We start from the raw sequence: 26,064 nt of genomic DNA on the forward strand, positions 1-26,064 counted from the left end.
CCGCACCTTCGGCGGCTTGCCGTAGCCGGACAGTTACGACCGGTTGCATCGATGGCCGAGGGGGCTGGCAAACTCCCTGGCACTAGCGCGTAACCGACCTGGCGGCGAAGAGGCCGAGCCGGCGACCCGGGCTCGTCGCCCAGGCCACCGACGCCCGCCAGAGTTATCTGCGGCGGGTGACGGCCCAGCGCCGGGCCAGGTCGGCCACGGTCCCCCAGATGCCGCGCCGGAACAGCAGCACGACCAGGACGAAGATGCCACCGGTGACCAGGCCGATCGCCTCGAACCCGGAGAACGACAGCCAGTCCTCCAGCCGGACGACGACGCCCGCGCCGAGCACCCCACCCCAGAGCGTGCCGATGCCGCCCAGCACCACGACGATGACCGCCTTGCCGGAGGTGGTCCAGTGCAGCGTGTCGAGGGAGACGAAGCGGTGCCCGACGGCGAACAGCCCGCCGCCGAGTCCGGCGATGAACCCGGAGAGGACGAACGCGGTCAGCTTGTAGCGGTGCACCGGATAACCCAGCGCCCGCGCCCGGGCCGGATTGTCCCGGATGCCGACCAGCACCCGGCCGAACGGTGAGTGCACGATCCGCCAGGCGGCGGCCAGCCCGAGCAGCACGATCGGCAGGATCGCGTAGTAGAAGAAGTAGTCGTCGGTGAGATCCCAACCGAACAGCTCCCGGGGTACGCCCTGGAGCCCGTTCTCGCCCTGGGTCACCGAGCGCCACTCGTTGGCCACGTAGTAGACCATCTGCGCGAAGGCCAGGGTCACCATGGCGAAGTAGATGCCGGTCCGCTTGACCGCCAGGTAGCCGATCGGCACCGCCAGCACGGCCGCGGCGAGTGCCCCGGCCAGCACCGCGAGCGGAAACGGCAGGCCCGCGTGGATGGCCACCAACCCGGTGACGTACGCCGAAGTGCCCCAGAACGCGGCGTGACCGAAGGACATCAGCCCGGTGAAGCCGAGCAGCAGGTCCACCGCCACGGCGAACAGCGCCCAGCAGAGGATGTCCACCGCGACCGCCGGGTAGAGGCCGTTGGGCAGCCACACCGCGACGGCCAGCCCGACGGCGAGCAGCACGTACCGCATCCAGCCGGGGGCCCGGGCCACGGCGATCAGCCCGGACGGCGGCGTCGAGCGGGACGCGTCGGCGGGAGTGTCCACGGTGCTGGTCATGCCGGCGCCTCCTCACGACCGAACAGTCCGGCCGGTCGCCAGAGCAGCACGACGGCCATCACGATGAAGACGATCGTCTGCGACACGATCGGGAAGTTGGACAGGTACGCCTCGCCCCACGCCTGGATCAGGCCGATGCCGAAGCCCGCGGCGACCGAACCGAAGATCGAGCCCAGCCCACCGATGACGACCACCGCGAACACCACGATGATCAGGTCGGCCCCCATCAGCGGGTTGACCGCGCGCATCGGCGCGGCCAGCACACCGGCCAGCCCGGCGAGCCCGATGCCGAAGCCGAAGACCGGGGTCACCCAACGTCCGACGTCGATACCGAACGCGCGGGTCAGGTCGGGCCGCTCGGTGGCCGCGCGGACCACCATGCCGATCCGGGTACGGGTGAGCACCCACCACACCGCGACGCAGAGCAGCACCGCGAAGACGAGGATGAACACCCGGTAGGTCGGGAAGTCGAAGAGCCCGAAGTTGACCGACCCGCTCAACAGCGACGGGGTGGCGTACGGGCTGGACTGCACGCCGTACCGCAGCTTCACCAGATCCTGCAGGATCAGCGTCAGGCCGAAGGTCAGCAGGAAGTTGTAGAGCGGGTCGAGCGTGGTCAGCCGGTGGATCACGGCGCGTTCCAACGCCATCCCGAGCAGGCCCAGCCCCACCGGCATGATCACGAGGGCCGCCCAGAACGGCACGCCCGCCTCGGTGAGCAGCACGTAGGCCCCGAACGCGCCGAGCATGTAGAACGCTCCGTGCGCGAAGTTGACCACCCGCAGCATGCCGAAGATGACCGCCAGCCCGAGGGCGAGCAGGGCGTAGAACGCCCCGCTCACCAACCCGTTGAAGGTGTTCTGCGCGAATCCGCTCATAGCTTGCAGTCCGCGGAAGGCGCGCGGAACGCCTCCGCGGCGGGGATCGTCTTGAGCACCTTCACGTAGTCCCACGGCTCGGTGACCTCGGACTGGGGCTTCACCTGGGCCAGGTACGCGTCGTGCACGACCCGGTGGTCCTCGGCGCGGATCCTGCCGTTGCGCAGGAAGACGTCCTCGACCGTCTTGCCCTCCAGGCCCTTGACCACGGCGTCCGCGTCATCGGTGCCGGCGGCCTGCACCGCCTCCAGGTACTGCAGGGCCGCCGAGTAGTTGGCCGCGTGCGCGAAGGTCGGCCGGGTGCCGGCCTTCTGCTGGAAGCGGTCGGCGAACTCCCGGTTCTTCGCGTCGAAGTTCCAGTACCAGGCGTCGGTGTACGTGGTGCCGGCCAGCGCGGCCGGGGTGAGCGAGTGGATGTCGGTGAGGAACATCAGCCCCACCGCCAGGTCGACGCCCTTGTCGCGCAGTTTGAACTCGTTGTACTGCTTCACCACGTTGACCAACTCCGCGCCAGCCTGCATGGTGCCCAGCACGTCCGGCTTCGGGGTCAGGTGCGGCGCCTTGAGCAGGAACGTGGAGAAGTCGCCACTGGTGTTCGGGAACGGCGCGCCGTCCTTGGCGACCACCTTGCCGCCGGCCGCCGTGATCGCGGTGGAGAAGCTCTTCTCCATGTCCTGACCGAAGGCGTAGTTCGGGTACAGGATGTACCAGTTCTTGCCGATCTGCTCGGTGGTGGTCTTCCCAGTGCCGTGGGCCAACATGTACGTGTCGTACGCGTAGTGGAAGGTGTACTTGTTGCAGCTCTTGCCGGTCAGATCGGTGGTCGCCGCACCGATGTTGAAGTAGAGCTTCTTCTTCTCCTTCGCCACGTCGGCGACCTTCAGCGCCGCCGACGAGGTGGGCACATCCAGGATCAGGTCGACGCCCTTGCGGTCGTACATCTCCTGGGCCTTGGAGTTGGCCACGTCCGGCTTGTTCTGGTGGTCGGCGGTCTGCACGGTGATGTCCTTGGTCACCGCCTTGTCGCCGTACTTGGCGGTGAAGTCGGCGATGGCCATCTCCACCGCCGTCACCGAGTTCTTGCCGGACAACTCCGAGTACGCACCGGACTGGTCGTTGAGCACGCCCAGCACGATCTTGTCGCCGGTCAGCTTCTGGCCGCCACCCGACTGGGGCCCACCGCCGCCGCACCCGGCGACCAGCACCACCGCGGCCGACGCCGCCGCCACACCCACCGTCCTGCGCATGCCCACTCCATCCATCCCGTGCGTCGTCGCGCGGGTCGTCGTTGAAAGAATCAGATCCCGAGGTACGCGAGCAGCTCGCGTTCCCGCGAACGCACCTCGGAGTTGTCCATCGCCTCGGCGACGCGTCCCTCGGCCAGCAGGTAGTGCCGGTCGGCGACACCCGTGGCGAAGTGCAGGTTCTGCTCGACCAGCAGCACGGTCACCCCGTGCCGCTTGGCGTCGCGCAGCAGGTCACCGACCTGCTGCACCAACAGTGGAGAGAGCCCCTCGGTGGGCTCGTCACAGAGCAGCAGCCGGGCGCCCATCCGCAGCACCCGGGCCAGCGCGAGCATCTGCTGCTCGCCGCCGGAGAGCATGGTGGCCGCCGAGTCCCGCCGGCTGTAGAGGGCGGGGAACGCGTCGTACACCCGCTCCAGCGACCATGGGTCGGGGCCGACCGTCGGCGGCAGGGTGAGGTTCTCGGTGACGGTCAGGGTGGCGTAGCTGCCCCGGTCGTCGGGCACCCAGCCCAGCCCCAGGCGAGCTCGCTTGTGCGCCGGCAGCTTCGCGATGTCACGCCCGTCCAGCTCGACCGCGCCGCGCTGGCCGGAGTGCAGCCCCATCACGCAGCGCAGCAGAGTGGACTTTCCGGCGCCGTTGCGCCCCACCAGGGTGACCACCTCACCGGCGGCGACCTGGAGGCTGACGTCCCGCAGCACCTGCGCTTCGCCGTACGCGGCGGAGAGGTTCTCAATGCGCAGCATCAGCGGCTCCCAGGTAGGCGGTGATGACGCGCTCGTCCGCGCGGACCTGCTCGTACGGGCCCTCGACGAGGACCTTGCCGGCCTGCAACACGGTGACGGTGTCGGCGAGGCGGCCGACCACGCTCATGTTGTGCTCGACCATCACCACGGTCCGGCCCTGGCGGACCTGACTGATCAGCTCGACGGTGCGGTCGACGTCCTCCATGCCCATCCCGGCGGTCGGCTCGTCGAGCAGCAGCACCTTCGGGTCCAGCGCCAGGGCGATGGCCAGCTCCAGGGCCCGTTTGCGGCCGTACGCCAGTGACTCGGACGGGGCCTGCGCCAGGTCGGCCAGCCCCACCATGGCCAGCAACTCGTCGGCCCGCTCGGTGTAGCGGCCCATCAGCTTCGCCGAGCGCCAGAACCGCCAACCCAGCCCACTGGACGACTGCAGGGCCAACGCGACGTGCTCCCGGGCGGACAGCTGCGGAAAGAGGCTGGTGATCTGGAACGAGCGGGCCACGCCGAGCCGTGCCACCTGCTCCGGGGGCAGCCCGGTGACGTCCCGCCCGGCCAGCTCGATCCGCCCGCCGCTGGGGCGGAGGAAGCCGGTGAGCAGGTTGAACAGGGTTGTCTTGCCCGCGCCGTTCGGGCCGACCAGCGCGTGCACACTGTCCGGCGCGACGTCGAGATCGACGTCGTCGACCGCCCGGAAGCCCCGGAAGTCGCGGGTCAGCCCACGGGCCGACAGGAGCGCTTGCCCGGCCATCGCCTCATCCTCCGCACGGTCGCGGCGACGGTTGCTTCGGTGACCGCGGTCACAGGGCCGTCGCGTGGACGAAACGTACGGCCGGCAATGCACGTCGAGCCATGTCGATGTCATCCACATTCAGCCGGCAGGAGACGTGCGCAAACGCCACTCCCCGGCGTCAGCGACTTGACCGGGCCCCCTAGGTTGATGATCCACACAGCCCAGCGAAAGGCCCCACCCCATGCCGGTCGGTTTCACCATGGCGATCGTCTTCGCCGTCGCCATGGCGGTCAGCGCCGTCCTGGCGCTCGTCGCCCCCAGAAGCGCCATGAAACGGACCGCCGCCCTCGCGGCGCTCGGGCTCCTCGCCGTCACCGTGCTGATCGGCGTCGCCTCCAGCGCCCACTCGGTGCCCATCCGCTCGGTCGGCATCGTCACCAGCTTCGGCAAGCCCACCGGCGAGGTGACCGGCTCGGGCCTCAAGTGGGTGGCCCCCTGGCAGAAGGTCGGCGAGTGGGACGCGGGACGGCAGAAGTACGACCACATCGGCGGCAACAACTGCGTACGGGTGCGCACCGGCACGCTCGCCGACGCCTGCGTCGAGGTGCTCATCGAGTGGCAGGTCAAGCCGGAGAACGCGCCGAAGCAGTTCATGGACTACAAGGGAGACTTCGTCAGCTTCCGGGGCCAGCGAGTGGGTGTGCAGCTCGACAGCGCGGTGAACGACGCCTTCGCCGCGTACAACCCGCTGGAGAAGATCGACGCCCAGACCGGTGACCTCAACGTCGACCTGAAGCCGTTCGCGGCGAACATCAAGACCAGCGCGGACACCCGGCTCGCCACGGACGTGGACATCCTCTCGGTGACGATCACCCGGGTGAACCACGACGACAAGACCGAGGGCAACATCAAGGCGTTCCAGGACAAGCTGGCACAGACCCGCAACCTGGAGCAGGACCGCAAGAACGCCGAGATCTCCAAGCAGATCACCGAGACCAACGCGAAGGTCGACAAGGTGACCCGCTGCCTGGAGATCGCCGAGAAGAACGGCGCGAACCCGGGTCTCTGCATCAACCCGGGCATCGTCACCGGCAAGTGACGTGCAGCCGGCCCACCCTTGGCGGGTGGGCCGGCTTCCGCGTCACGTCGATCGCGCCGTCTAGGCGTAGCTGAACAGCGGCGGGAAGACGAGGACCACGATCCAGGCCCACGCGGCGTACACCGGCAGGTAGCCGGTCTGCCACCGTTCGAGCGCCGCGAACGGTGTACGCCGACGGACGAAGCTCAGCAGGAGCCACGCCGACCACGCGAGGTTGACCAGCAGGATCGCGTTCTCGCCGAGCGCTGCCGCCCGGTTGGGCGTGCTGCCGTAGTCGTCGGTGATGCGCCCGGTGATCTCCAGCAGCACCAGCACGTCGATCGCCAACGCGCTGAGCACGAGTGCGAGTTGGAGCTTGTCGAACGGGCCGGGCGGGGCCAGCGGATCGCGGGCCGAGAGCGAGTAGAGCAGCAGCCCCAGCACCACGACCAGCAGGAGGTCGAACAGGATCAGCGCCTCGCGCTCGACGTCGATGCCGTGGCTGGTCCAGACGACGGCGACGAGGAAGGCGAGCAGGGCGGCCGTGAAGAGCGGGGTGAACAGCCGCGTGAGGACCGGCGCGATGTTCTCGACGACGCTCTGCTTGGCCTCGACGAGCCACCCGGCCACGACGACCGCTGCCGCGGCGCCGCAGGGAAGGAGCCAGTGCGAGATGAACTCCTCCGGGACGATTCCGATGGCGTCGAAGGTGTTGAACAGGAACGCGGCGAGCACGCCGCCGCCGAGGGCCATCAGCACGAAGTAGATGAACCACTCGCCGGTGAAGCGGATGAAGTCCATGCGTCGGCGAGACGAGCGCCAGTCGTCAGCGACGTAGGCCAGACCGACCACGAGCCACAAGGCGATGGGAAGGTGGACGCTGGTGACGACCACGGACTGCGAGTCGTCCGCCAGGGGATAGACGTTGGCCGCCACGGCGCCGAGGGCGAACAGCGCCACCAGCACCGCGATCACCGCCGGTCGGGCGCTGCGGCGCCAGGCCAGGAACGCCGCCAGCCAGGGCAGCGCGAACAGCGTGAAGTTCCGCGCGTAGAACGAGCCGTCGTCGTTGAAGGTCAGCCCGAACAGCGCCGGCACCTTGACGGACGCGACCGCGCCGGCCGCACAGCCCAGCATGACCCACAGGTCCCGCCGGGAGCGCGTGCCGGTGGCCGGGCTGCCGGAGTCGCCGGTCAGCACCAGCTGCTTCCACAGCCGTTCCGAGTGCTCCCGGGCGAACTCGCGGGAGAGTTCGTCGAGGCTGCCCATCCGCTTGACCGCGACCAGGAACGCCTCGTCCGGGCTCAGGCCCGCCGCGACTAGCTCGTCGACCGAGCCGCGGAGGTGGTCTTCGAGCTCGTCGGCGTCCGACGGTTGCAGCTCCCTGCGGCGGAGCACGTACTGGCGCCACTGCTCGAACTGCGCCTCCAACTCCTCCGGACCGTCGTGTGCCGTCATGCGAGGCCCTCCAGCGGGCGCACCGTGAGCGGCGTACGGTCGTGCCAGATCTCTGTGAGCGCGCCCACGACGGTGTCCCACTGCCGGCGCTGCTCGGCCAGCTCGGCCAGGCCCCTGTCGGTGATGCGGTAGTACTTGCGCCTCCGCTCGCCGGCGACCGACTGCCAGCTCGACTCCACATAAGCGAGCCGCTCGAGCCGGTGCAGCAACGGGTACAGCAGCCCCTCGGTCCAGTCCAGCTCACCTCCGGACAGCTCGTTGATCCGCCTGAGGATGGCGTAGCCGTAGCTCTCACCCCCGGCCAGGATGCCGAGCACCATCGGTGTCGCCGAGGCGGCCACCAGATCCTTAGTGACCTTCACGAGACCTCACCACGCTCCCCCAATCCAAGCCTAGAACCATTATGCATAGTACTGCTAGGTATAAGAGGGCGCGACGAGCCAATCATCTGGCCCTGCCTGCGGTGCCTGCGGTCCGCCCTGCTCGACGACATCCGTTCGTCTGGTCAGAACGGATAGGAGTACGGATGGCCCGTGACGTGGTCGTAGATCGCCCGCAGCCACGGCTGGCGGACCTCGCGCAGCCGCGCCAGCGTGCAGAGGAACACCGCCACGTCGGGTCGAAACAGCCCGGCGGGCATCAGCGGCGGCGGGTCGTCTCGGCGGGCGTCGGCGGGCATCGGGCCGGCGCCCGGGACGGGCCGCCGGTCGTGCCGGTAGGTCGGCAGGCCCGGTCCGGCCCGGCCCACACCCACACCAAGCCGCAACGCGGCCCACCCTTGCACCGGCCGACCCGCGTGCTCAGTCCAGGGTGACCACCCAGCGAGCGCCCTCGCCCCGGGCCAGCCGGCCGAACGCCGTGGGCGCGTCGTCCAACGGGATCGTGCCGCTGACCAGTACGCCGAGATCCAGCGAGCCGTCAGCCAGCTCGGCGGCCAGCACGGGCACCTCGCGGTCCGGGTCGGACGAGCCGTACACCGAGGAGCGCAGCGTACGGGCGGAGTGGAAGATGTCCAGCGCGCCGAGGCTGACCATGTCGTCCTTGGCGCCCATGCCGACCACGGTCACCGCTCCCCCACGCCGGGTGAGCCGCCAGGCCGCCCGGATGGTGGTGGCACGGCCGACACACTCGAAGGCGTGGTCGACGCCCCGACCCTCGGTGCGCGCCCGTACCTCCTTGGAGAGCCGGTCGTCGGAGAGCAGGAAGTCGGTCGCGCCGGCGGCGAACGCCAGGTCGCGCTTGGCCTCGGCGACGTCGACGGCCAGGATCGTGGTGGCGCCGGCCCGGCGGGCCGCGGAGAGCACGGCCAGCCCGACGCCGCCGAGCCCGATCACCGCCACCGACTCGCCGGGAGCCACCCGGGCGGTGTTGCCGACCGCGCCGACGCCGGTGAGCACCGCGCAGCCGAGCAGCGCGGCCCGCTCCGGGGGCAGGCCGGCGGGGATCGGGATGACGGCGTTCTCGGGCACCACCACCGCCTCGGCGAGCGCGCCGAGGCCGAGGGTCAGGTGCAGCGGGAGGCCGTCGTCGGTTTCGCCACGCGGCACAGTCGGTGCCGTGGTGTCGGCGCAGAGCCACGGCTCCCCGCGCCGGCACCACCAGCAGGCCCGGCAGGCCGGCGCCCAGTTGAGCACCACCGGCGTGCCGACCGCCAGCCGGCTTCCGGGCCCGGTCTCGGCCACCACCCCGGTCGCCTCGTGCCCGAGCACCAGCGGGAACCTCGCGGCGAGGGTGCCGTTCACCATGGACAGGTCGGAGTGGCAGACACCGGCGGCGCGGATCGTCACCCGCACCTCGCCGGGGCCGGGCGCGGGCAGGCGTACCCGCTCGACCCGCAGCTCGGCGCCGGACTCGCGCGCCACCAGCGCGCGAACGGTGACCGGCGCGGCCGTCGGCGCGGGGCCGCCCGCCGCTGCGGTCGGGGCCAGCTCAGGGCCGGTCATCGCTGGATCGCCTTCAGCTCGCAGAACTCGGCGAGGCCGTGCACGCCCAGCTCCCGGCCCAGGCCGGACTGCTTGTAACCACCGAACGGGGCGAGCGGGTTGAACGGCGCGCCGTTGATGTCGACGGCGCCGGTGCGCAGCCGTCGGGCCACCGCGAGCGCCGCGTCGGTGTCGGCGGACCAGACCGCGCCGGCCAGCCCGTACTTCGAGTTGTTGGCGATGGCGACCGCCTCGTCGGTGTCGTCGAACGGGATGACGGCGAGCACCGGGCCGAAGACCTCCTCCTGGGCGAGCGCACTGTCGGGGTGCACGTCGGCGAAGACGGTCGGGGCGACGAAGTGCCCCTGGGCGGGCACCGGGGCGTCCGGGCCGCCGGCGACCAGTCGGGCACCGTCGGCGAGGGCCCGGTCGACATGGCCGCGCACCCGTTCGACCTGGGCGGCGGAGACCAGCGGGCCGAGCCGGGTGGCCGGGTCGAACGGGTCGCCGAGCCGGTAGCCGGCCACCGCCGTGGCGATCAGGTCGAGCGCCTCGTCGTACCGGTCGCGGTGCACCAGCATCCTGGTCCACGCCGTGCAGGTCTGGCCGGAGTTGAGCAGGGCGTTGCCGACGCCCACCTTGACCGCGGTGGCCAGGTCGGCGTCGGCGAGGATCACGTTGGCGGACTTGCCGCCCAGCTCCAGCGCGACCCGGGCGATCCGGTCGGCGGCGCGCCGCATGATCCGCGCGCCGGTGGCGGTGGAGCCGGTGAACGAGACCAGGTCGACGTCGGGGTGCCCAGCGAGGGCCTCGCCGACCACCGGCCCGGTGCCGGGGACGAGGTTGAGCACACCCGGCGGCAGCCCGGCCTCGGTGACCGCGTCGAAGAGCAGGTACGCGGTCAGCGGGGTCAGCTCGCTGGGCTTGAGCACCACCGTGCAGCCGGCGGCCAGCGCGGGCGCCAGCTTGGCCATCACCTGGTGCAGCGGATAGTTCCACGGGGTGATGGCGCCGACCACGCCGATCGGCTCGCGGACGACGAGGGAGTTGCCGATGCTCTCCTCGACCGGTGGGCGGGCGGCGAGCGCGACGTGGTCGCGCAGCACGGTCAGCGGCAGCCCGACCTGCACGCGGGTGGCGAGCCTGAGCGGGGCGCCCAGCTCCACGGCGATGGTGCGGGCGAGGTCGTCGGCGCGCGCGGCGAGCGCGGTGTGCAGCCGGTCGAGGTGGGCGGACCGCTCGGCGGGAGCGGTGGCCGACCAGCCGGGGAACGCGGCGCGGGCGGCGGCAACGGCGCGGTCCACGTCGGCCGGGGTGCCGGCTGGCACCTGACCGATCAGCTCAACGGTGCTCGGGTTCTCCACTCCGATCACGTCGCTGGCGGTGGACTCGGTCCACTCGCCGGCGATGTGCAGGTGGCGCCGGAGGCGCAGGGCGTCGGGCAGCAGCTGCGACGGCGGGGCGGCGAGGTCCATGTCGTCCCTTCGGGGGTGGGCGATGGGCGATGAAACTAGCGCTGGGAGTTTGGACGCTACCCGCTCGGCAGGGCGGACTCCACCGTGCCGACGGTGCGGGCGTACTCGGCGGCCAGACCGTGCAGCAGTGCGTCCAGGCCGAGGGCGAAGGCGCCCTCGTCCACGCTCTGCTGGTGCTCGGCGAGCCGGTGCGCCTGACGCAGGTGCGGGTAGTGCGCGGCGTACAGCTCGGGATCCTCGACGAAACCGCGGGCGAACGAGCCAAGCGCCGAGCCGGCCACGAAGTAGCGCAGGGCAGCGCCGATGTGGGTGGCCCGTGCGGGCGGCCAGCCGGCGCGTACCAGCCCGCCGTAGACCGCGTCGGCCATGGCCAGCGCGGCCGGTCGACGGCCCGGCCCCTGGGCCAGGTAGGGCACGATGTTGGGGTGCGCGGTGAGCGCCCGCCGGTACGACCAGGCCCAGTCGCGCAGCGCGGCGGCCCAGTCCCGGCTGGCGAAGCCGCTGGTGTCGACGACGCCGGTGACCGTGTCGGCGACGGCGTCCAGGATCTCGTCCTTGGTGGCGAAGTGGTTGTAGAGCGATGGCCCGCGTACGCCCAACTCGGCGGCGAGCCGGCGCGTGGAGAACGCCGGCAGGCCCTCGGCGTCGATCAGCGCGGTGGCGGTCTCGACGATGAGCTGCCGGGTGAGCCGGGGCTGACGTGGTCGGGGCACGGCGCTCCTCGCGGGTCTCGGCTTTGGGGTCTGGACGCGGCAAAACTTACAGCGCTAGTTTAAGGGTGACCGGCTGCGCCAACGCCAGGAGGACCACCGTGGACTTTTCGCTGACCGACGAGGAGCGGGCGGTACGGGACACCGTCCGATCGTTCATCCGCCGCGAGGTGATGCCCCTGGAGGCGGAGGTGCTCCGCCGGGAGCGGGCACACCAGCCGGGCCTCGACCATTCCGAGGTGCGCGAGCTGCAACAGAAGGCGCGCAAGTTCGGCTTCTGGGGCCTGGCCACTCCGGAAGAGTACGGCGGGATGAACCTGCCGGCGGTGCTCCAGTCACTGATCTGGACCGAGCTGGGCCACACGTTCGTGCCGTTCCGCTTCGGCGGCGAGGCGGACAACATCCTGTTCCACGCCACCGAGGAGCAGAAGCAGGAGTTCCTCATCCCGACCATCGAGGGCGAGCGGCGCTCCTGTTTCGCGATCACCGAGCCGGGCGCGGGCTCGGACGCCGCGAACATCCGACTCTCCGCCCGCCGCGACGGCGACGACTGGGTCCTCGACGGCGAGAAGACCTTCATCACCGGAGGCCACGACGCCGACTTCGCCATCGTGGTCGCGGTGACCGACCGGGAGAAGGGCGCCCGCAACGGCGGCGCCACCGCGTTCCTGGTGGACCGGGCGATGGGCTGGCGCTCCGAGTGGATCCAGACCATGGGCGAGGGCGGGCCCGCGTCGCTCATCTTCGACGGCGTACGCGTGCCGCACCGCAACATCCTCGGCGAGATCGGGCAGGGCTTCACGCTGGGCATGGAGTGGATCGGCAAGGGCCGCTACACCATCCCGTCGCACGCCATCGGCATCGCCGAGCGGGTGCTGCAGATGGCCATCGACTACGCCAACACCCGTGAGACCTTCGGCGCGAAGATCGGCACCAACCAGGCCATCCAGTGGATGATCGCCGACTCGGAGACCGAGCTGGAGGCGGCCCGCTGGCTGGTGTTGCGCTCGGCGTGGACGGTGGACCAGGGCATGGACCCCCGGCACGCCTCGTCGATGGGCAAGCTCTACGGCGCCGGCATGGTCAACCGGGTCGTCGACCGGGTGCTCCAGATCCACGGCGGCATGGGCTACACCCGTGAGCTGCCCATCGAACGCTGGTACCGGCAGGTCCGGCTGTACCGGATCTTCGAGGGCACCGACGAGATGCAGCGGCTGATCATCTCCCGCGATCTGCTGCGCGGCTACACGAAGATCGGCGGTCACCTGGCCTGAGCGGGGCTCAGTCGGTCAGCGCCTCCAGGGCCGCGTCCACGTCCGCCTCGGTGGAGTAGATGTGGAACGAGGCGCGGACCCGTCCGGCGCGGACCGCCGCCCGGATGCCGGCCGTCGCCAGACGCCGCTGCGCGTCGGGCACGTCCACGCTGACGATGGCGCTCTGCCCCGTCGGCCGGCCCAGCCCCGTCAGGAACCGGTTGGCCAGCGCCACGTCGTGCGCCCGGATCGCCGGCACGCCGATCTCGGCGACCAACTCCAGGGCGGGCGCCGCCCCGACCCAGCTGAACCAGGCCGGTGAGATGTCGAACCGGCGGGCGTCGTCGGCCAACCGCAGCGGCGGGCCGTAGTAGGAGGCGTGCGGGTCGCGGCCCGCGTACCAGCCGGCGGCGTCGGGGCGCAGCCGATCGCGCAACGCCGGGGCCAGATAGGCGTACGCGGTACCGCGCGGATTCATCAGCCACTTGTAGCCGCCGACCACCACCACGTCGGCCCGGCTCGCGTCGAACGGCAGCCAGCCACACGCCTGGGTGGCGTCCACCACCACCCACGCCCCGTGCGCACGGGCCGCCGCCACGATCTCGTCGTACGCCGCGACAGCCCCGTCGGCCGATTGCACCAGGCTGAACGCGACCAGATCGGTGTCGGCGTCGATCGCGTCGACCAGCGACTCCGGTGGCACCGTACGAACCGTGACCCCACGATCCTCCTGGACCAGCCAGGGGAACAGGTTCGAGGTGAACTCGACCTCGGGGACCACCACCGTCGCCCCGGCCGGCAGCGCCGCCGCGACCGGCGCGAGGAGCTGGGACACGGCCGCACCGACCGCCACGTCACCGACCGGCACTCCGACGAGGCCGGCGAACGCCGTCCGGGCCCGCTGCACCGACTCGCCCCAGCCCTCCCAGGACGTACGGCCGACCCGCCACTCGGCGAGGGCCTCCTGCAGCGCCGTCCAGGCCGGCTCGGGCGGCAACCCGTAGGTGGCGGTGTTCAACCAACCGGGCTCCGGCTGCCACAGCTTCTGTGCCTGCTCGATCTCCATGTCTCGACGCTAGGCGGGGCGGCGTCGAACGGGCACGACCAATCGGCGACCGGCGGCCTGTCAGATCCGTACGAAGTCCTGGCCGAGAACCGCCCGCAGCTTGGTCAGCGCGCGGGCGTTCTGCGTCTTGACCACCGACACGGAGACGTCGAGGGTGCTGGCGACGGCCTCGACGCTCTGATCCTCCCAGTGGCGGAGCACCACGATGGCCTGATCGCGGATGGGCAGGGTGGCCAGTGCCTGGAGCAGGGCGACGTGCAGTTCCACGGTGTCGTGGGGCCGTTGGTGCGGCACCTCTGGCAGCTCGGCGAGCACGAGTTCGGAGGCACTGCGCCGCTTTGCCTGGTCGAAGACGGCGTTCATGAGGACGCGACGGCCGTACGCCTCCAGGTTGGTGGTGTGTCGGATCCGGCCCCAGTTCGCGTACATCTTCGCGAAGGCGGTCTGGGTCAGGTCCTGTGCGAGGTGCCAGTCGCGGCACATCAGGTAGGCGGTACGTCGCAGCCTCGGTGCGGTGGTCTCGACGAACGCCGTGAACTCCGCCTGCCGGGCGGTCTGCTCCCGCCGTCGGGCCGCGCCCCAGCGGGCAGATGCCATCAGTTGACCGCCGAAGCGCTCATGCCGGCGGGGCAGTCGAGGCCGATGATCTCGTCGACCCCGGGCATGCGTTCGACCCGGGCAACCAGCCTCGCGTACTGGGACCGCGCGGCGAGCGTGATCCGGAATGACTCCGGTAGCTGGCTGGGCACGATGGAGGCGACGAGTTCAGGTGTGTCCGCGTACACCTTCTTGAACTTCCTCAGCGCCTCCTCGCGACTCTCGAACGCCACGGTCCCGACCGCCCGGTCGGCGTGCAGCGCGCGGTTGACCGCGCTGCGCTGCTGGTCGGTGATCTCGGAGGTGAGGAAGACCACAGCGTCGGTTGCGGTCTGCCGAACGGGAGCCCCGCACTCCTTGTTCACCAGCATGCCGAAGGCTGCTGGTACCGTCGTCGGTGGCGGCGCCGACCGTTGCGGGGGTGTCGCCACGTTCACCACCCCCACCGCCGCGACGGTGGCCACGGCTGCCGCGCCTGCCGCCACCCACCGCTGTCGGCGTCGGCGCAGGCTGGTGCCGGTGGTCATGGCGTGACCGGCCAGGTCGACCGAGGGCAGTTCGGGCTCGTCGGCCATGGCGCGGTCGAAGAGCAGCCGCAGGTTCTCATCCACGATTTCCTCCCGTGGTCCGGTGGACTCCCACCTGTGCTGACTGGTTGGAGCACCGAATCGGTCACACCCACGGGCTCATCGACACACTGCCGGCCCACCGAGTCGAGCCGGCAGGTCATGACTTCTCGCGCCGGCCGGCCGGCTCGCCATCAGCGGGCGCGTGGATCCGGGCGAGACTGTCGGCGAGACCGGCGAGCCACCGGTCGATCTCCACCAGGTGCCGGACCGACTGAGGGTCGACGTCGCCGAGAAGCGGACGGATCCGGTCCAGCTCATCGGAACAGGTGGTCGGGACAGGCGTCGGGCGCGACGGCCGGCCGTGCGCCACCTCGTCGGCGACGTCATCGTACGTCGATCGCAGTTGATCGGCCGTGTCCCGCAGCAGCGCCGCCCCCGCGGGCCAGCCGGCGAGGCAGCCGGGCGGGTTACGCCGCAGGAGCGACTCGGCGCCGGGCACCACGTGGTGCCCGGCACTCAGGACGGCATCCCAGTTCACCTGCTGACGGCGCGGATCGTGCCGCTCGGAGTGGTACTGGCAGTACGACGAGTCGACGAGGATCATCTGCCGACGGACCCGGTCGAGGGCACGGTCGGGAGGCGGAGCGCCACCGAGCATCGCCTGGACGGTCTGCTCGACGGCGTCCGCGTTGGCCACCAGATAGCCGGTGGCATTGTGCCGTAGGTCGCGGCTCGCGCCTCGCGGCCAGATCGCCACCCCGGCGAGCACCCCGATCACCGCGCCGAGAAGTACGTCGACGAGTCGGGCCTCGGCGAGACGCCACCCCTCCGGGCTGAGCTGGGCGAAGACGACCGTCAGCAACAGGGTGAACAGCGCCTGCTGCCACACCGGGCCGAGCAGACGGCCAACGCCGAAGGCCAGCATCAGGGTGACCGGCAGGACGACGGCGTAGACGATCGGCTGGTTGACGACGAGCATCAGCCCGCCGCTGACGACGGCACCGGCGATCGTGCCCAGCACGGCCGGCCGCAGCGCGGTGCGGGTGTCCGCGGCCGAGGTGCGGAGGACCGTGAGGGTGGCCAGCAGCACCCAGAAGCCGTGGTTCAGCTGCAACACCCCGGCGGCCACCCGGGCGATGGCAAGCGCCACGGCCAGCCGCAACGAGCTGTGCAGGTGGGCGGAGCGGGGCGCCAGGTGGGAGCGGAACTGCCACCAGTACAGCGTCCACGTGCCGCGCCGCGCGTACTCGAACAGCCCTGAGTAGGCATCCTCGCCGTCGAGCCGCGCCCCGGTGGCCACTCGGGCACCGATGGCGAAGACCCGCACCTGGTCGGCGAGGGCCAGCGCCGTCGCGTCCTGGCACAACCGGGGTACGTCCGACCCGTCGCGGCCGTCGCTCTCTCCCCCGGGGTACGCCACCTCGGTGCGACCGATCGCGGCGTCCAGATTGTCGAGGTCCACTGCCGGGGCACCCGGCGACAGGCTCCGGCCAGCGGCCCGGGTGGTGTCCGCGCACGAGCGCAGCAACCGCGCCGCCGCCAGGTCCGGGATCGGCTCCGGCGGCGCGTCGGCCGCCAGCCGGTCGGCCTCGGCGAGCACCTCCCGTAACGCGACCGCGCAGATTCGCAACGCCCGGTCCCGAGCGCCCGCCGCGGTGGGGGCCCACTCCGAAGGGTTGCGGCTCAACTCGACCGTGGCCATCACGTCGTACGCCCGCCTGCGCCGCGTGTCCCGATCACCCTGACCGGCGTGCGGGTCGGTCAACCCGTCGGCGGTGGCATCGAGGAACGCCGCGACGCCGTCCGCGGAGCTGGCGAGGTGCTGCCGGTAGGAGACCGGCACCGGGTCGGGCCAGAGGAGCACCTCGGCCGCGGCGAGCAGCACGATGGCGAGCGTGACCCCGCCGAGTCGCTCCGGCAGGGTGCCCGGTTGGTACGGCGGGAAGGACGCCAGGATGTAGAAGAGCTGGAACGCGCTCGCCAACCCCACCAGGCGCGGGTTGCCAACCCCGGCGAACGCCACGACGAAGCCGATGACCAGCATCCCGCCAGCCGCCGACCAGGTGCTCCATGCCAACAGCGAGCCCGCGGTGATCAGCGCCCAGACCGCCGGCAGAGACAGGACGAGGTTCCGCGCCCGCTGCGGCGCCGGACCGGGAAGCTGCGCGAACGACCCGGCGGCGATCGTGCCGAACAGACCGTAGGTGGCGAGCACCGAACTGCCGGCACCGTAGCGGCAGCCGTAGAAGACGACCGACGCGACGAGCGTCAGGCGGGCCCCACGTCGCAGGATGGCGTCCCCCGGGTCACGACGGCGAAGCCGGCCCAGGAGGCTGGTTCCGCGCACGCCTGCTCCCCCGGGTTCGTCGCAGCACCCCTCCCCGGCCCACCATTCTTCCCCGAGCCTCCCGGTGACGGCGGGTTTCGCGACGAACGGCCGACGTCTAACGGCTCCGGAACAGGCCGAGCCGGAGCGCTCGGAGCAGGGTGCCGGGGCGGCTCAGGGTCGCCGGATGGTCGAGCATGGTGGTGACTCGACCCAGCCGGGCGTTGAGCACCGGGTCGGTCAGCGACGTTCGGAAGAGCAGGTCACCGAACCACTTGGTGACCTTGTACCCGGGCGGGTACGGCCCGTCGACGTGCGGAAGCTCGATGTCGGCGGTGGTGGAGATCTGCCAGGCGGCGTCGACGACCACCCGGACGTGGTCGAAGTACATCCGGGCGGGCTCGTCGTGCGGCTTCGGGCCGGAGCGGAGGTACGCCGACAGGCAGGAAGCGTGCAGCGTCGCGGAGGTCATGCCCTGGCCGTACACCGGGTTGAAGGAAGCGACGGCGTCACCGGCGGCGACCAACCCTGCGGGCAGGCGGTCGAGCTTGTGGAAGTCGCGGCGTCGGCTGTCCGCCTGGTGGTAGGTGACCACCCCGCCCAGCATCGCCCCGTGCTCGGCGATGTCGCCGAACATCCGCGGGTAGTGCTCGCGGCAGCGTGCGGTGAAGTCGGCGACGTCGCGGCTGGGCCGGTCCTCGTCGTAGCCGGCAACCAGCATGATCCAGCGGTCATCCTCGACCGAGTTGATCCCACCGATCCGGGCGGTGCGACCCTTGCCCGCCATGGTGTGGAAGACCGCCACCCAGGCGTCGCTGACCTTCTCGTCGCGCCGGTAGAGCGCCGTCGCGTAGTTCAGCTTGATCGGCATTCGTCGCATCGGCGGGCGGGGCCAGCCGTGCTCGCCCAGCCAGTCGCTGAGCCGGCTGGACCGCCCCATCGCGTCGACCACCAGGTCGGCCGTTTCGACGACCGGCTCGGTGCCGCCCTCGGGCACGTATCGCGCGCCGGTGACACGCCGCTCGTCGAAGAGCAGCCCGTCCGCCCGGCCGTACACCATCCGGATGTTGTCGACGGCGAGCGTCCGCCGCCGGACCAGTGCCTCCAGGAACGGACGCGTCGTGATCAGCGCCGGCCCGGTGCCGGTCGCTGCCGGCGGCAGCCCCAGCACGCCGTTCACGAAGATCTTCGCCGTGCCCTGGTCGCTCGGCGGCGGAGGGGCACCGAGGGCGAGCGCCTCGTCGGCGATGCCGGGAAACCAGCGTTCCAGCTGGACCTGACCGGCGGGCAGCAGCGCGTGCACCTGGCTGCCCTGTGGCACACCTGGACGAGGCCCGGCATCGACATCGGACGGGTCCCGTTCGATGATCAGCACTTCCTCGGCGTGGTCGCTCAACACCCGAGCGGCCATCAGCCCGGCCATGCTGCCACCGAGCACCACCGCACGTCGCATGACCACTGTGGTCGCGGGCGGTCGTTCGGCCGTCGCTATCTCCGAGAACAGCCGGGACGGAGAGGGTGGCATGCGATCGCTCCTCGGGTGGTCGGGAAACCTCGGCATCCACGACCGTAACCACCGGAGCGCCCGCAGTCAGCGCTCAGCCGGCCCGCCATTTCTGGTTGGCGGTCCCGTTGCACTGCCAGATCTGCAACCGGGCACCGTTGTCCGGGTTCGCGTCGAGCACGTCGACGCACCTGTCGGCCTTGGTGTTCACCAGGTCGTAGGCCTTGTTGAGGGTGAACTTCTGCGACCCCGCACCGGAGCAGTCAGCCAGTTGGACAGCGGCCCCATCCGCGGTGGAGTGACCGGCGACGTCCAGGCATTTGCCCATCGAACGAACCGTGCCGTCGGCGGGAAAGGTCCACAGCTGCTTGGCGGTCCGGCGACAGTCCCAGATCTGCAGTCGAGCGCCGGCGGCGGCGTTGCCATCCGGGATGTCGATGCAACGGTCACTGGCGAAGCTGACGATCTGCTTCCCGGCAGGCGCGTTGCCCTGCGTCGGAGACGGCGGCGGCGGGGCCGACGGCTGCTGCGCCGGGATCCCCGGGCCGGTCGTCGCACCGTTGCCCGTCCCCGGCGACGGCTGCCCCGGGCTCCCGGACGGTGGCGCGCCGGCAGATCTGGACGGCGAGCCGCCCGCGACCGGTAGGCCCTGAAAACCGTCCGTGATCAGCGCGAGGACACCCGCGCTCGCCGACCATTCAGCCGACGAGGTGGTCCAGCCGATCGAGTACGCGTGCCCGTTGTGACCGACGAACGCACGGCTCACCGTGTGCATCGACGTGCCGTCCTCGTCGGTGTACGTCCACTCCCATTCGGCGGCCCGCACCTGGTAGCGCAGCGCGGCGAGTCGGACCTGCCGGTAGTCGGCGTACCGCTTGCGTTCCGCCCTCTCCGTCGCCCGCAGCTCAGCGACCAGGTCGGCGGGGACGGACCGGAATTCCTCGACGACGAGCACCCGGCTGCCGTCCGGCTCACGGAACTCGGCCCGCTCACCGTCGCGTCGCGACTGCCAACCGTCCGGCACCGGTACGAGGAAGCGCGGATCGTCGCGGTGATAGCGCCAGCCCGCAGGCGCCGGTGGCAGCACCCTGGACACCGGCGTCTCGGCGATTGGCGACGGGTTCGCGGTCGGTGCCGCCACCTGGCCGTCGCCCGCGTCGCCGGGCAGCCCGCCGTGCAGCAGGGACGCGGCCACCAACACCGCGAGCAGCAGGGCGACGGCCGCGAGCGACCCGAGCAGCCGACCCCGACGCGTGCGGCTCGGCGTTGGAACGGCTGCCTCGGGGTCAGCCGGCGACGCGGGCAGGCCGGACTCGACGGTGACGAACTCGGGCACGATCTTCGGACGGGGTACTTCGGCCGTGGTGTTGATCCGGGCTAGCGGCCCGTCGCCGGTAGCGCTCACCTGGGCGACCAGTTCGTCTGGGGCAGCGGCGGCCTGGCGTAGGAGCCGATCCGCCTCCTCGGCGCTGATCCGCTGATCCGGCTCTCGACGCAGCAGTCCTTCGAGGACCGGGGTCAGCTGACCGGCACGCTGAGCCGGCGGTGGCGGCTCGGTGGCGAGCGCCGCCAGCGTGGCGATGGGAGACGAACGGTGGTACGGGGTGCGTCCCTCGACCGCCGCGTAGAGGGTGGCGCCGAGCGACCACAGGTCGGCGGCCGGGCCGACGTCGCCGTCGGTGGCCCGCTCCGGTGCGAGGAACGCCGGCGAGCCGAGCACCATCCCGGTCTGAGTCATGCGTGGGTCGCCGGGGAGGGTGGCCAGACCGAAATCGGTCAACACCACCCTGCCGTCGTCGGCGAGCAGCACGTTGGCCGGCTTGACGTCCCGATGCAGCACGCCGGCGTGGTGTGCGGCCCGCAGCGCACCCAGCACGCCCAGCCCGATCCGCGCGGCGCGGGCCGCCGGCATCGGCCCCTCTGCTTCAAGCACCTGGTGCAGGGATCGGGATGGGACGAGCTCCATCACGATCCAGGGGTCGTCGCCCGAGTGCAGCACGTCGAAGACGCGTACCACGTTGACGTGGCCGAGGCGGGCGACGGCCCGCGCCTCGCGCATGGACCGTTCGCGCATCTCCCGGCGTTCGTCGTCACGCAGGCCCGGCGGCGCCACCAACTCCTTGATCGCCACGTCTCGCTGGAGCATCTCGTCACGGGCCTGCCACACGCGGCCCATCCCGCCCTGGCCGAGCGGACGGACCAGCCGGTAACGATCGGCAATCAACTGACGAGAGGCGTCGGGCACGACAGGAAGGTACCCGGCAATGTTTACGGGCCCAATTCTTGTGGCAGGCGAAAAAGCGACAGTTGGGTATGTCACAGGCCGGTTCGGCGGTTAACCACTACACCATTTCGGCACAACTCCACTATTGACACCAGCACTGTCGCCCAGCGCGATGTTACCAACACGTATATCGGCATTGTGCTATGAATATCGAATGAATTCGAATTCTGTGCGGACCAGGGATGCGAGGGGCCTGGTCCACCCGGAGCCCGTGCCAGGCAACCGGACCAGGCCGTTTACGGCGTGGAGCCTCCTGTGCCTGCTGGTGGTGCTGTCCGCCTGTACGACCACAGGCGATTCGAGCCAACCCACCGCGCCGCCGGTCGATGGCAAAACTCCGTCGACGCGCGGGAGCAGTGCGGAGCTGCCATGCACGCCATCGGTAGACGCGATGCCGGAACTGCCAGCGGATTATCGGCTCGTCGGAGAAGACGTGGCGGTGCCTGACGACACGGTGCTGTCGGCGGAGGAATCCGGGGAGGCCGATCCAGCGGCTCGACTATTCGCCAAATGGGGGCTGGTCGTACGCGCGGGCGCGGTCGTCGACCTCCGGGTGGCACCTGGATGGGAAGACGACGCTCGGATCGGGTGGGGTGCTGCCGGCACGCCAGCGGCGATCGCCACGGTGCACGCCTGCGCGCCGACCGACGGGCACGCTCAGTGGATGGCCTTCGTCGGTGGCATGTGGGTTGCGCGTGCCGCCTGCGTACCCCTCATCGTGCGGTCGAACGGCCGGGAGGGCCGCGTCGACCTCGGCATCGGCGTTGCCTGCGACAAGAGCAGCACGCCGTAGACCCATCTAGACCGCGTCGCCGTGCTCGATTCACCGCGGCGAAAACAAATCGAGAGTCCCAGGAGCCCAAGCTGGTCTCGCTGCGGGAGAGATCCGCACTCTCAAGCGGACCGCGGAGGACTCAACCCACGACGCCGCCAAGCGCACCCGGGAGTTGGAGGACACGATCCGCGTCTACGCCAAGCCGACAGAGGACGGGGATCACCCCGCCGGGGAGCCGTTCTCCAAGTAGACCGTGGCCGACGCCTCCCGGGCAGCCAGGCACGACAACAGACGCCTCGCCAACAGGTCAGGCAAGGCCCGCGCCGCGTCGGCCGCGGGCAGAAACGCGTACGAGCGAAGCTCATCAGCCGGCAGACGAATACCGACGATCTCCTGCGCGGTCAAGACGCCACCGTCAAACACCGTTATGACGCCCTCACTGCGGCCCGGCCGCGACGGCACCCAATCCATGGCCAACAAGCGACCGGGATCTCGATCGAGTCCGAGCTCTTCCTTGACCTCCCGGACAGCCGCCTGCCGAGGCGACTCGTCGAGATCGACGGAGCCGCCGGGCAGCTCCATGAAGTCGACATACGTCGGTTCCACAACCAGCACCCGACCCGACTCGTCGAACAGCAGGACCGTGGACGCCATGCGCTTACGCGGCAACGCCAGATCGAACTCTGCCACCGGAACCGCCGACGGTGTCGCCTCGAAGGTCATACCGGCACGCTAGCCGCTCGTCCGGCAGCCATGGCGCACGTGAGGTGGGTCGACAACGCTTTCCCCATCTCGATGGCCGCCCGACGACGGGACTCATCGACGGACTGTCGCTGTCGAGGAGGCTGGGCGGCATGAAGTCAGGCTGCCTCGGCTCTCGGCCTTCAGGGTGATGGCAGTTGGCTCAGCGCTGACGGTCCCCACCCCGTCGGGTCATCGCCGGGTGGCACCATCGCCAAGCCCTGCCAGAGCAGGAGGATGTCCAGCCAGCCCGCCTCAGCCGGACTCAGCGGGCGCTCGGACTCGTAACCGGTAAGGAATTCCGCGCGAACCTCGGCCGGCAGCGGCCCCCAGTTGTGGTAGCGGGTCCCGAGCAGGACCGCCGCGCGAGCCAGCTCGACGAGTCGGTGCTCATGCCGAGCTTCCTCGAAGTCGATGATCGCGGCGATCTCACCGCGGTTACACAAGATGTTGGCGGAGCGGAAATCAAAATGGACGAGCTGCCGGGGAAGCCGGTCGGGTGGCGCGCTGGCGACGAGCCTGCGCAATGTGTCGCGAGCCGCCACCGGCAGATGATCGGCGCACGAGTCCAGCCAGTCGCCAATCCAGGCCTTCAACGGCTTGGCCGGGACGACAGGCGCGGGAATCTGATCGGCATCCGGGTATGCCGCCAGCGCAGCCTGCAATCGGGCCAGTACGACGCCGGCCGCCCGCACCTGGTCGAGATCGGCGGTGTCGAGAAGGTCGCCCACGATTTCGCGCTGCACGCCGATGGAGACACGATCGACCTCGACCTGAAGACGGCCGTCTCGCGCGGGAACCGGCGCCGAAACCGGCAGCCCCCGGCCGTGGAGCCAGCTCGTGAGACGCGCCGTCTCCGCCAAATGCGGGAAACGCTCGGGCACTACCGACCACTTCGCGAGCAACCGACCGGATGGCGTGCCGACCCACGCCAGCGCGTTGCCGCCACTCATCACGATCCGCTCGCTGGAGTCGATACGAACGCCCCAGTGCTTGTCCAGCGTGTCGGCGACCCAGCGGCCGGCCGCCTGCCCGTCGCTGAACCCGAACCGTCCGTCGAGCGTGTGGTGAGGGTCCTGAGCCTCCCACAACATCTCCAACACCGGAGCCTGTGATTCGACCACGCGGCGTATCCCATCACAGGACCGGTGAACTTCGCTGGCCCGGCGCCACGGGTCCAGGCCGGCCCCGTCATGGCGGCAGCAGATGTTGGCACCGGCGACCTGACCGGTATCCGCGGCACAGGAGGCATGACAGTCGACGAGGACGGCACCCACCGCATCTGGTTCGACTTCGAATTGTCCTGACACCCGCCTCCCCGGTGGGCGACCGATGTTGATTAATGAAGCGTTCCCATCCCGCCCCGACGGCGTTCGGGCATGACGTAGGTGTTTGTCCCTTGGTTGCCGGACCGCCTACGCGGCCTGTTGAAAGCAATTTCGTTGCTCGTTTGATCTAGACACCGCTACGACGGCCTTATGGCGCGTGCTCGGGTTCGGCGGCGGTGGCAGGCAGTTGGCGGGCCAGTTCGCGCCGGAGCAGGTCGCGTCCGGGGCTCATGTTGACGAGTGGAACCAAGATCTCGTATGGCCGGCTCTGCCCATGCCCCGCCCATTCCCACCGCTTCAGCGGGGGTCGGGTCTGGTCCGGGTCAGCCGGCTCGATCACCAGGAATGCCCTCCACCGACCCCGGATCTCGGCGCGAGCGATGTTCGACCACTCGATTGCCAGGACGCTCCCGCCCGAACCCGCCACTTCGAGGTGCTCTCCGCTGAGCCGCAATGGCAGCCGTGCCTGGTGGCCGGAGGCCGATGGACGGGCCAGACGCACGGAGTATCGGAAGATCAAGAACCACAGGAGAGGCATCCACAGCCCGTCCCACCACTTGTCGCCCGTGGCCAGGTTGATGCCTACACCTGCTCCTGTCGCGGCGGGGAGCGCGATGGCCAAGTGGACGATTTCACGGCCCACAGAGCGTCTGAACACGATGGTGAGAGGCTCATCGGCATCGGTCACGCCCATGGTCGTGCCCCGCTGGCCCGAGAGTCAAACGACGCAAGAATGGCCTCCCCGGCAATACTTTCAACCTCGGACACCGTCGCCCACCCGTCATCCACCGACGGTGCAACTCCTGCCCACACGGCGAACCGGATTACTTTGCCGAAAGCGGTGAGGGTGCGGGCCTACTCATCTGGCCGTCCGAGCGTGACGGCCGTCCGGCGGCGGCTTGTTGTGATCAGCTCGCCGCCGGGCGGTCGAGATAGCCGACGTCCGTGGAGTCCGACGGGACGTGGACGCGATAGTTCCAGTGCCGTAGGACCCTGCGCAATCTTCCCGGCACCGTTCGGGTTGGCGCGGAGTGGGCATTGATGACGCCGATTTCGGAGGGTCGCTTCTCGAACGCGGCCTGTTCCAGGATCTCCACGACCGGCCAGATCGTGTCGTCCCCACCCAAGTCGTGATCCAGCCACAGCTCGTCCAGGCACCCGTCCCGGTACCGAGCGAGAAGCTCGACTCCGGCAGCATTCGTCCGCGCCACCTTGGCGTTGCAGCCGTCGTGGTTCGAGAGGCCGCCCGGATCAGTCATTACGTCCGGCAAGCGCTGACCGAGACCAAGAAGGACCTCCCGCTGGAGTATTAGGGTCGACGGCATGACACCAGCCCTTGCCACCAGTGCCTTCGACTCGCTGCGCCTCGACGCCGTGCCCGACCAGGAGGCGCTACGCCGGGCCTACGAACTCCCCAGCGATGCGGCCGTGCGGAAGCAGATGACCGAACTCACCGAGCAGACCCGACGGTTGATCGGCTGCTCATCGCTGGTCCTGGTCGCCAGCGTGGACGCCGAGGGCAACTGTGACGTCTCCCCGCGCGGCGGCCCCGCCGGGTTCGTCGCCGTCCTGGACGCGCGGACGGTGGCGATACCGGACGCGACAGGCAACAAGCGTCTCGACAGCCTGCAGAACGTCGTCGCGACCGGCCGGGCCGGGCTGCTGTTCATCATCCCGGGGCGCACCACGACGCTCAGGGTGAACGGCCGGGCCTGCGTCTCCACTCGCCCCGACCTGCTGTCGCAGCTGACCGCCGTGGGCAAGCCGCCGGCCAGTGCGCTGGTGCTGGGGATCGAGGAGGTCTACCCGCACTGCCCCAAGTCGCTCCTGCGCAGCGGGGCCTGGAAGCCGGAGCAGTGGTTGCCGGCGGACGCCCAGCCAACCTCGGCCGAGGTGACGCTGGCCCAGCTGCGGATGCCGGAGCTGACGATCGCCGACATCGAGCAGTCGGAGGCGGACGCGCTGAAGTACCGGTACGAGTGACGGGCCGGACAGAGATGGTGCCGAACACCGCGGGTCGCCTGCGGCGGCGCGCTGGTAGTCCGGCCGGGCCGCTTGCCCTCCACGGGCAAAACCACACGTCACCGCAGGTCAGAAAGGATCTCCTGCTGGAGTACTAGCCAAGCCCGCTCTGAGGTTCTAGCAGAGGCGTCTGATGCGCACCTTCGGCCGCACGTTCCTCAGGTGGCCATGCTTGTGT

The 26,064-nt window shown here is 70.4% G+C and carries 26 protein-coding genes; 5 read left to right on the forward strand and 21 right to left on the reverse strand.

Features of this window, described 5'->3' with window-relative positions:
• Positions 1-163 precede the first annotated feature (163 nt).
• Genes ABZT18_RS18165 through ABZT18_RS18185 form a run of 5 tightly spaced genes read right to left on the reverse strand, consistent with a single transcriptional unit; the run spans position 164 to position 4,796 of the window.
• Complete coding sequence (locus ABZT18_RS18165) at positions 164-1,180, reverse strand: branched-chain amino acid ABC transporter permease (RefSeq protein WP_354993723.1); 1,017 nt, start codon at positions 1,178-1,180, stop codon at positions 164-166.
• Positions 1,177-2,058 (reverse strand): branched-chain amino acid ABC transporter permease, encoded by an 882-nt coding sequence (locus ABZT18_RS18170; RefSeq protein WP_354993724.1) that lies wholly within the window; start codon positions 2,056-2,058, stop codon positions 1,177-1,179. Before ABZT18_RS18170 ends, ABZT18_RS18165 begins: the two co-directional genes overlap by 4 nt.
• Positions 2,055-3,305, reverse strand: a complete 1,251-nt coding sequence (locus ABZT18_RS18175) for an ABC transporter substrate-binding protein (protein WP_354993725.1) — start codon at positions 3,303-3,305, stop codon at positions 2,055-2,057. Before ABZT18_RS18175 ends, ABZT18_RS18170 begins: the two co-directional genes overlap by 4 nt.
• Before the next feature lie 50 nt (positions 3,306-3,355).
• Positions 3,356-4,048: an ABC transporter ATP-binding protein gene (locus tag ABZT18_RS18180; protein ID WP_354993726.1), complete on the reverse strand. Its 693-nt coding sequence runs from the start codon at positions 4,046-4,048 to the stop codon at positions 3,356-3,358.
• Positions 4,035-4,796, reverse strand: a complete 762-nt coding sequence (locus ABZT18_RS18185) for an ABC transporter ATP-binding protein (RefSeq protein WP_354993727.1) — start codon at positions 4,794-4,796, stop codon at positions 4,035-4,037. Before ABZT18_RS18185 ends, ABZT18_RS18180 begins: the two co-directional genes overlap by 14 nt.
• Positions 4,797-5,019: 223 nt before the next feature.
• Between ABZT18_RS18185 and ABZT18_RS18190 the strand changes: the two genes are divergently transcribed.
• Complete coding sequence (locus tag ABZT18_RS18190) at positions 5,020-5,877, forward strand: SPFH domain-containing protein (RefSeq protein WP_354993728.1); 858 nt, start codon at positions 5,020-5,022, stop codon at positions 5,875-5,877.
• A 60-nt stretch (positions 5,878-5,937) separates the two neighbouring features.
• Here the strand turns inward: ABZT18_RS18190 and ABZT18_RS18195 are convergent, their stop codons facing one another.
• The 6 genes from ABZT18_RS18195 to ABZT18_RS18220 form a co-directional block, all read right to left on the reverse strand.
• On the reverse strand, positions 5,938-7,314 hold the full coding sequence (locus ABZT18_RS18195; protein WP_354993729.1) for a permease prefix domain 1-containing protein: 1,377 nt from the start codon (positions 7,312-7,314) through the stop codon (positions 5,938-5,940).
• The gene (locus tag ABZT18_RS18200; RefSeq protein ID WP_354993730.1) at positions 7,311-7,676 is read right to left on the reverse strand and encodes a helix-turn-helix transcriptional regulator; all 366 of its coding nucleotides are present in this window, start codon (positions 7,674-7,676) and stop codon (positions 7,311-7,313) included. Before ABZT18_RS18200 ends, ABZT18_RS18195 begins: the two co-directional genes overlap by 4 nt.
• A 143-nt stretch (positions 7,677-7,819) precedes the next feature.
• Positions 7,820-8,080, reverse strand: coding sequence for a hypothetical protein (locus ABZT18_RS18205; protein WP_354993731.1), 261 nt, complete (start codon positions 8,078-8,080; stop codon positions 7,820-7,822).
• Positions 8,081-8,114: 34 nt separating this feature from the next.
• The gene (locus ABZT18_RS18210; RefSeq protein ID WP_354993732.1) at positions 8,115-9,257 is read right to left on the reverse strand and encodes an alcohol dehydrogenase catalytic domain-containing protein; all 1,143 of its coding nucleotides are present in this window, start codon (positions 9,255-9,257) and stop codon (positions 8,115-8,117) included.
• Complete coding sequence (locus ABZT18_RS18215) at positions 9,254-10,711, reverse strand: aldehyde dehydrogenase family protein (protein ID WP_354993733.1); 1,458 nt, start codon at positions 10,709-10,711, stop codon at positions 9,254-9,256. Before ABZT18_RS18215 ends, ABZT18_RS18210 begins: the two co-directional genes overlap by 4 nt.
• 56 nt (positions 10,712-10,767) lie before the next feature.
• Complete coding sequence (locus ABZT18_RS18220) at positions 10,768-11,424, reverse strand: TetR/AcrR family transcriptional regulator C-terminal domain-containing protein (RefSeq protein ID WP_354993734.1); 657 nt, start codon at positions 11,422-11,424, stop codon at positions 10,768-10,770.
• 98 nt (positions 11,425-11,522) lie between these two features.
• Between ABZT18_RS18220 and ABZT18_RS18225 the strand changes: the two genes are divergently transcribed.
• On the forward strand, positions 11,523-12,695 hold the full coding sequence (locus ABZT18_RS18225; RefSeq protein WP_354993735.1) for an acyl-CoA dehydrogenase family protein: 1,173 nt from the start codon (positions 11,523-11,525) through the stop codon (positions 12,693-12,695).
• A 7-nt stretch (positions 12,696-12,702) separates the two neighbouring features.
• On the opposite strand, the gene ABZT18_RS18230 is transcribed toward ABZT18_RS18225, so the two are convergent.
• From ABZT18_RS18230 to ABZT18_RS18255, 6 genes are all read right to left on the reverse strand, one after another.
• The gene (locus ABZT18_RS18230; protein ID WP_354993736.1) at positions 12,703-13,740 is read right to left on the reverse strand and encodes an aminotransferase class V-fold PLP-dependent enzyme; all 1,038 of its coding nucleotides are present in this window, start codon (positions 13,738-13,740) and stop codon (positions 12,703-12,705) included.
• Positions 13,741-13,800: 60 nt separating this feature from the next.
• Positions 13,801-14,337: a SigE family RNA polymerase sigma factor gene (locus ABZT18_RS18235; RefSeq protein ID WP_354993737.1), complete on the reverse strand. Its 537-nt coding sequence runs from the start codon at positions 14,335-14,337 to the stop codon at positions 13,801-13,803.
• Positions 14,337-14,948, reverse strand: a complete 612-nt coding sequence (locus tag ABZT18_RS18240) for a permease-like cell division protein FtsX (protein WP_354993738.1) — start codon at positions 14,946-14,948, stop codon at positions 14,337-14,339. Before ABZT18_RS18240 ends, ABZT18_RS18235 begins: the two co-directional genes overlap by 1 nt.
• A gap of 115 nt (positions 14,949-15,063) precedes the next feature.
• On the reverse strand, positions 15,064-17,253 hold the full coding sequence (locus ABZT18_RS18245; protein WP_354993739.1) for an FUSC family protein: 2,190 nt from the start codon (positions 17,251-17,253) through the stop codon (positions 15,064-15,066).
• Between the two features lie 97 nt (positions 17,254-17,350).
• Complete coding sequence (locus ABZT18_RS18250) at positions 17,351-18,757, reverse strand: FAD-dependent monooxygenase (RefSeq protein WP_354993740.1); 1,407 nt, start codon at positions 18,755-18,757, stop codon at positions 17,351-17,353.
• Positions 18,758-18,830: 73 nt separating this feature from the next.
• Positions 18,831-20,981 carry a ricin-type beta-trefoil lectin domain protein gene (locus ABZT18_RS18255; RefSeq protein WP_354993741.1) on the reverse strand — a complete coding sequence of 717 codons (2,151 nt, stop codon included), beginning with the start codon at positions 20,979-20,981 and terminating at the stop codon, positions 18,831-18,833.
• A 472-nt stretch (positions 20,982-21,453) separates the two neighbouring features.
• Here ABZT18_RS18255 and ABZT18_RS18260 point away from each other — a divergent pair, with 472 nt between their 5' ends.
• A complete protein-coding gene (locus ABZT18_RS18260) occupies positions 21,454-21,813 on the forward strand; it encodes a hypothetical protein (RefSeq protein WP_354993742.1) in 360 nt (119 codons plus the stop codon).
• 201 nt (positions 21,814-22,014) lie between these two features.
• Here the strand turns inward: ABZT18_RS18260 and ABZT18_RS18265 are convergent, their stop codons facing one another.
• Together ABZT18_RS18265 and ABZT18_RS18270 are read right to left on the reverse strand one after the other, a co-directional pair.
• Positions 22,015-22,518: an NUDIX hydrolase gene (locus ABZT18_RS18265; protein ID WP_354993743.1), complete on the reverse strand. Its 504-nt coding sequence runs from the start codon at positions 22,516-22,518 to the stop codon at positions 22,015-22,017.
• A 161-nt stretch (positions 22,519-22,679) separates the two neighbouring features.
• Positions 22,680-23,660, reverse strand: coding sequence for a phosphotransferase (locus ABZT18_RS18270; RefSeq protein WP_354993744.1), 981 nt, complete (start codon positions 23,658-23,660; stop codon positions 22,680-22,682).
• A 69-nt stretch (positions 23,661-23,729) separates the two neighbouring features.
• Here ABZT18_RS18270 and ABZT18_RS18275 point away from each other — a divergent pair, with 69 nt between their 5' ends.
• A complete protein-coding gene (locus ABZT18_RS18275; protein ID WP_354994047.1) occupies positions 23,730-23,843 on the forward strand; it encodes a DUF3224 domain-containing protein in 114 nt (37 codons plus the stop codon).
• A gap of 169 nt (positions 23,844-24,012) precedes the next feature.
• Here ABZT18_RS18275 and ABZT18_RS18280 read toward each other — a convergent pair whose 3' ends face one another.
• Both ABZT18_RS18280 and ABZT18_RS18285 read right to left on the reverse strand, forming a co-directional pair.
• Positions 24,013-24,558: a hypothetical protein gene (locus ABZT18_RS18280; RefSeq protein ID WP_354993745.1), complete on the reverse strand. Its 546-nt coding sequence runs from the start codon at positions 24,556-24,558 to the stop codon at positions 24,013-24,015.
• A gap of 214 nt (positions 24,559-24,772) precedes the next feature.
• Positions 24,773-25,123, reverse strand: a complete 351-nt coding sequence (locus ABZT18_RS18285) for a cyclic-phosphate processing receiver domain-containing protein (RefSeq protein WP_354994048.1) — start codon at positions 25,121-25,123, stop codon at positions 24,773-24,775.
• 64 nt (positions 25,124-25,187) lie between these two features.
• On the opposite strand from ABZT18_RS18285, the gene ABZT18_RS18290 reads away from it, so the two are divergent.
• Positions 25,188-25,847, forward strand: coding sequence for an MSMEG_1061 family FMN-dependent PPOX-type flavoprotein (locus ABZT18_RS18290; RefSeq protein ID WP_354993746.1), 660 nt, complete (start codon positions 25,188-25,190; stop codon positions 25,845-25,847).
• Positions 25,848-26,064: the final 217 nt, after the last annotated feature.

The sequence above is a fragment of the Micromonospora sp. NPDC005291 genome (assembly GCF_040607415.1).
In the GTDB taxonomy this organism is placed as follows: Bacteria; Actinomycetota; Actinomycetes; order Mycobacteriales; family Micromonosporaceae; genus Micromonospora.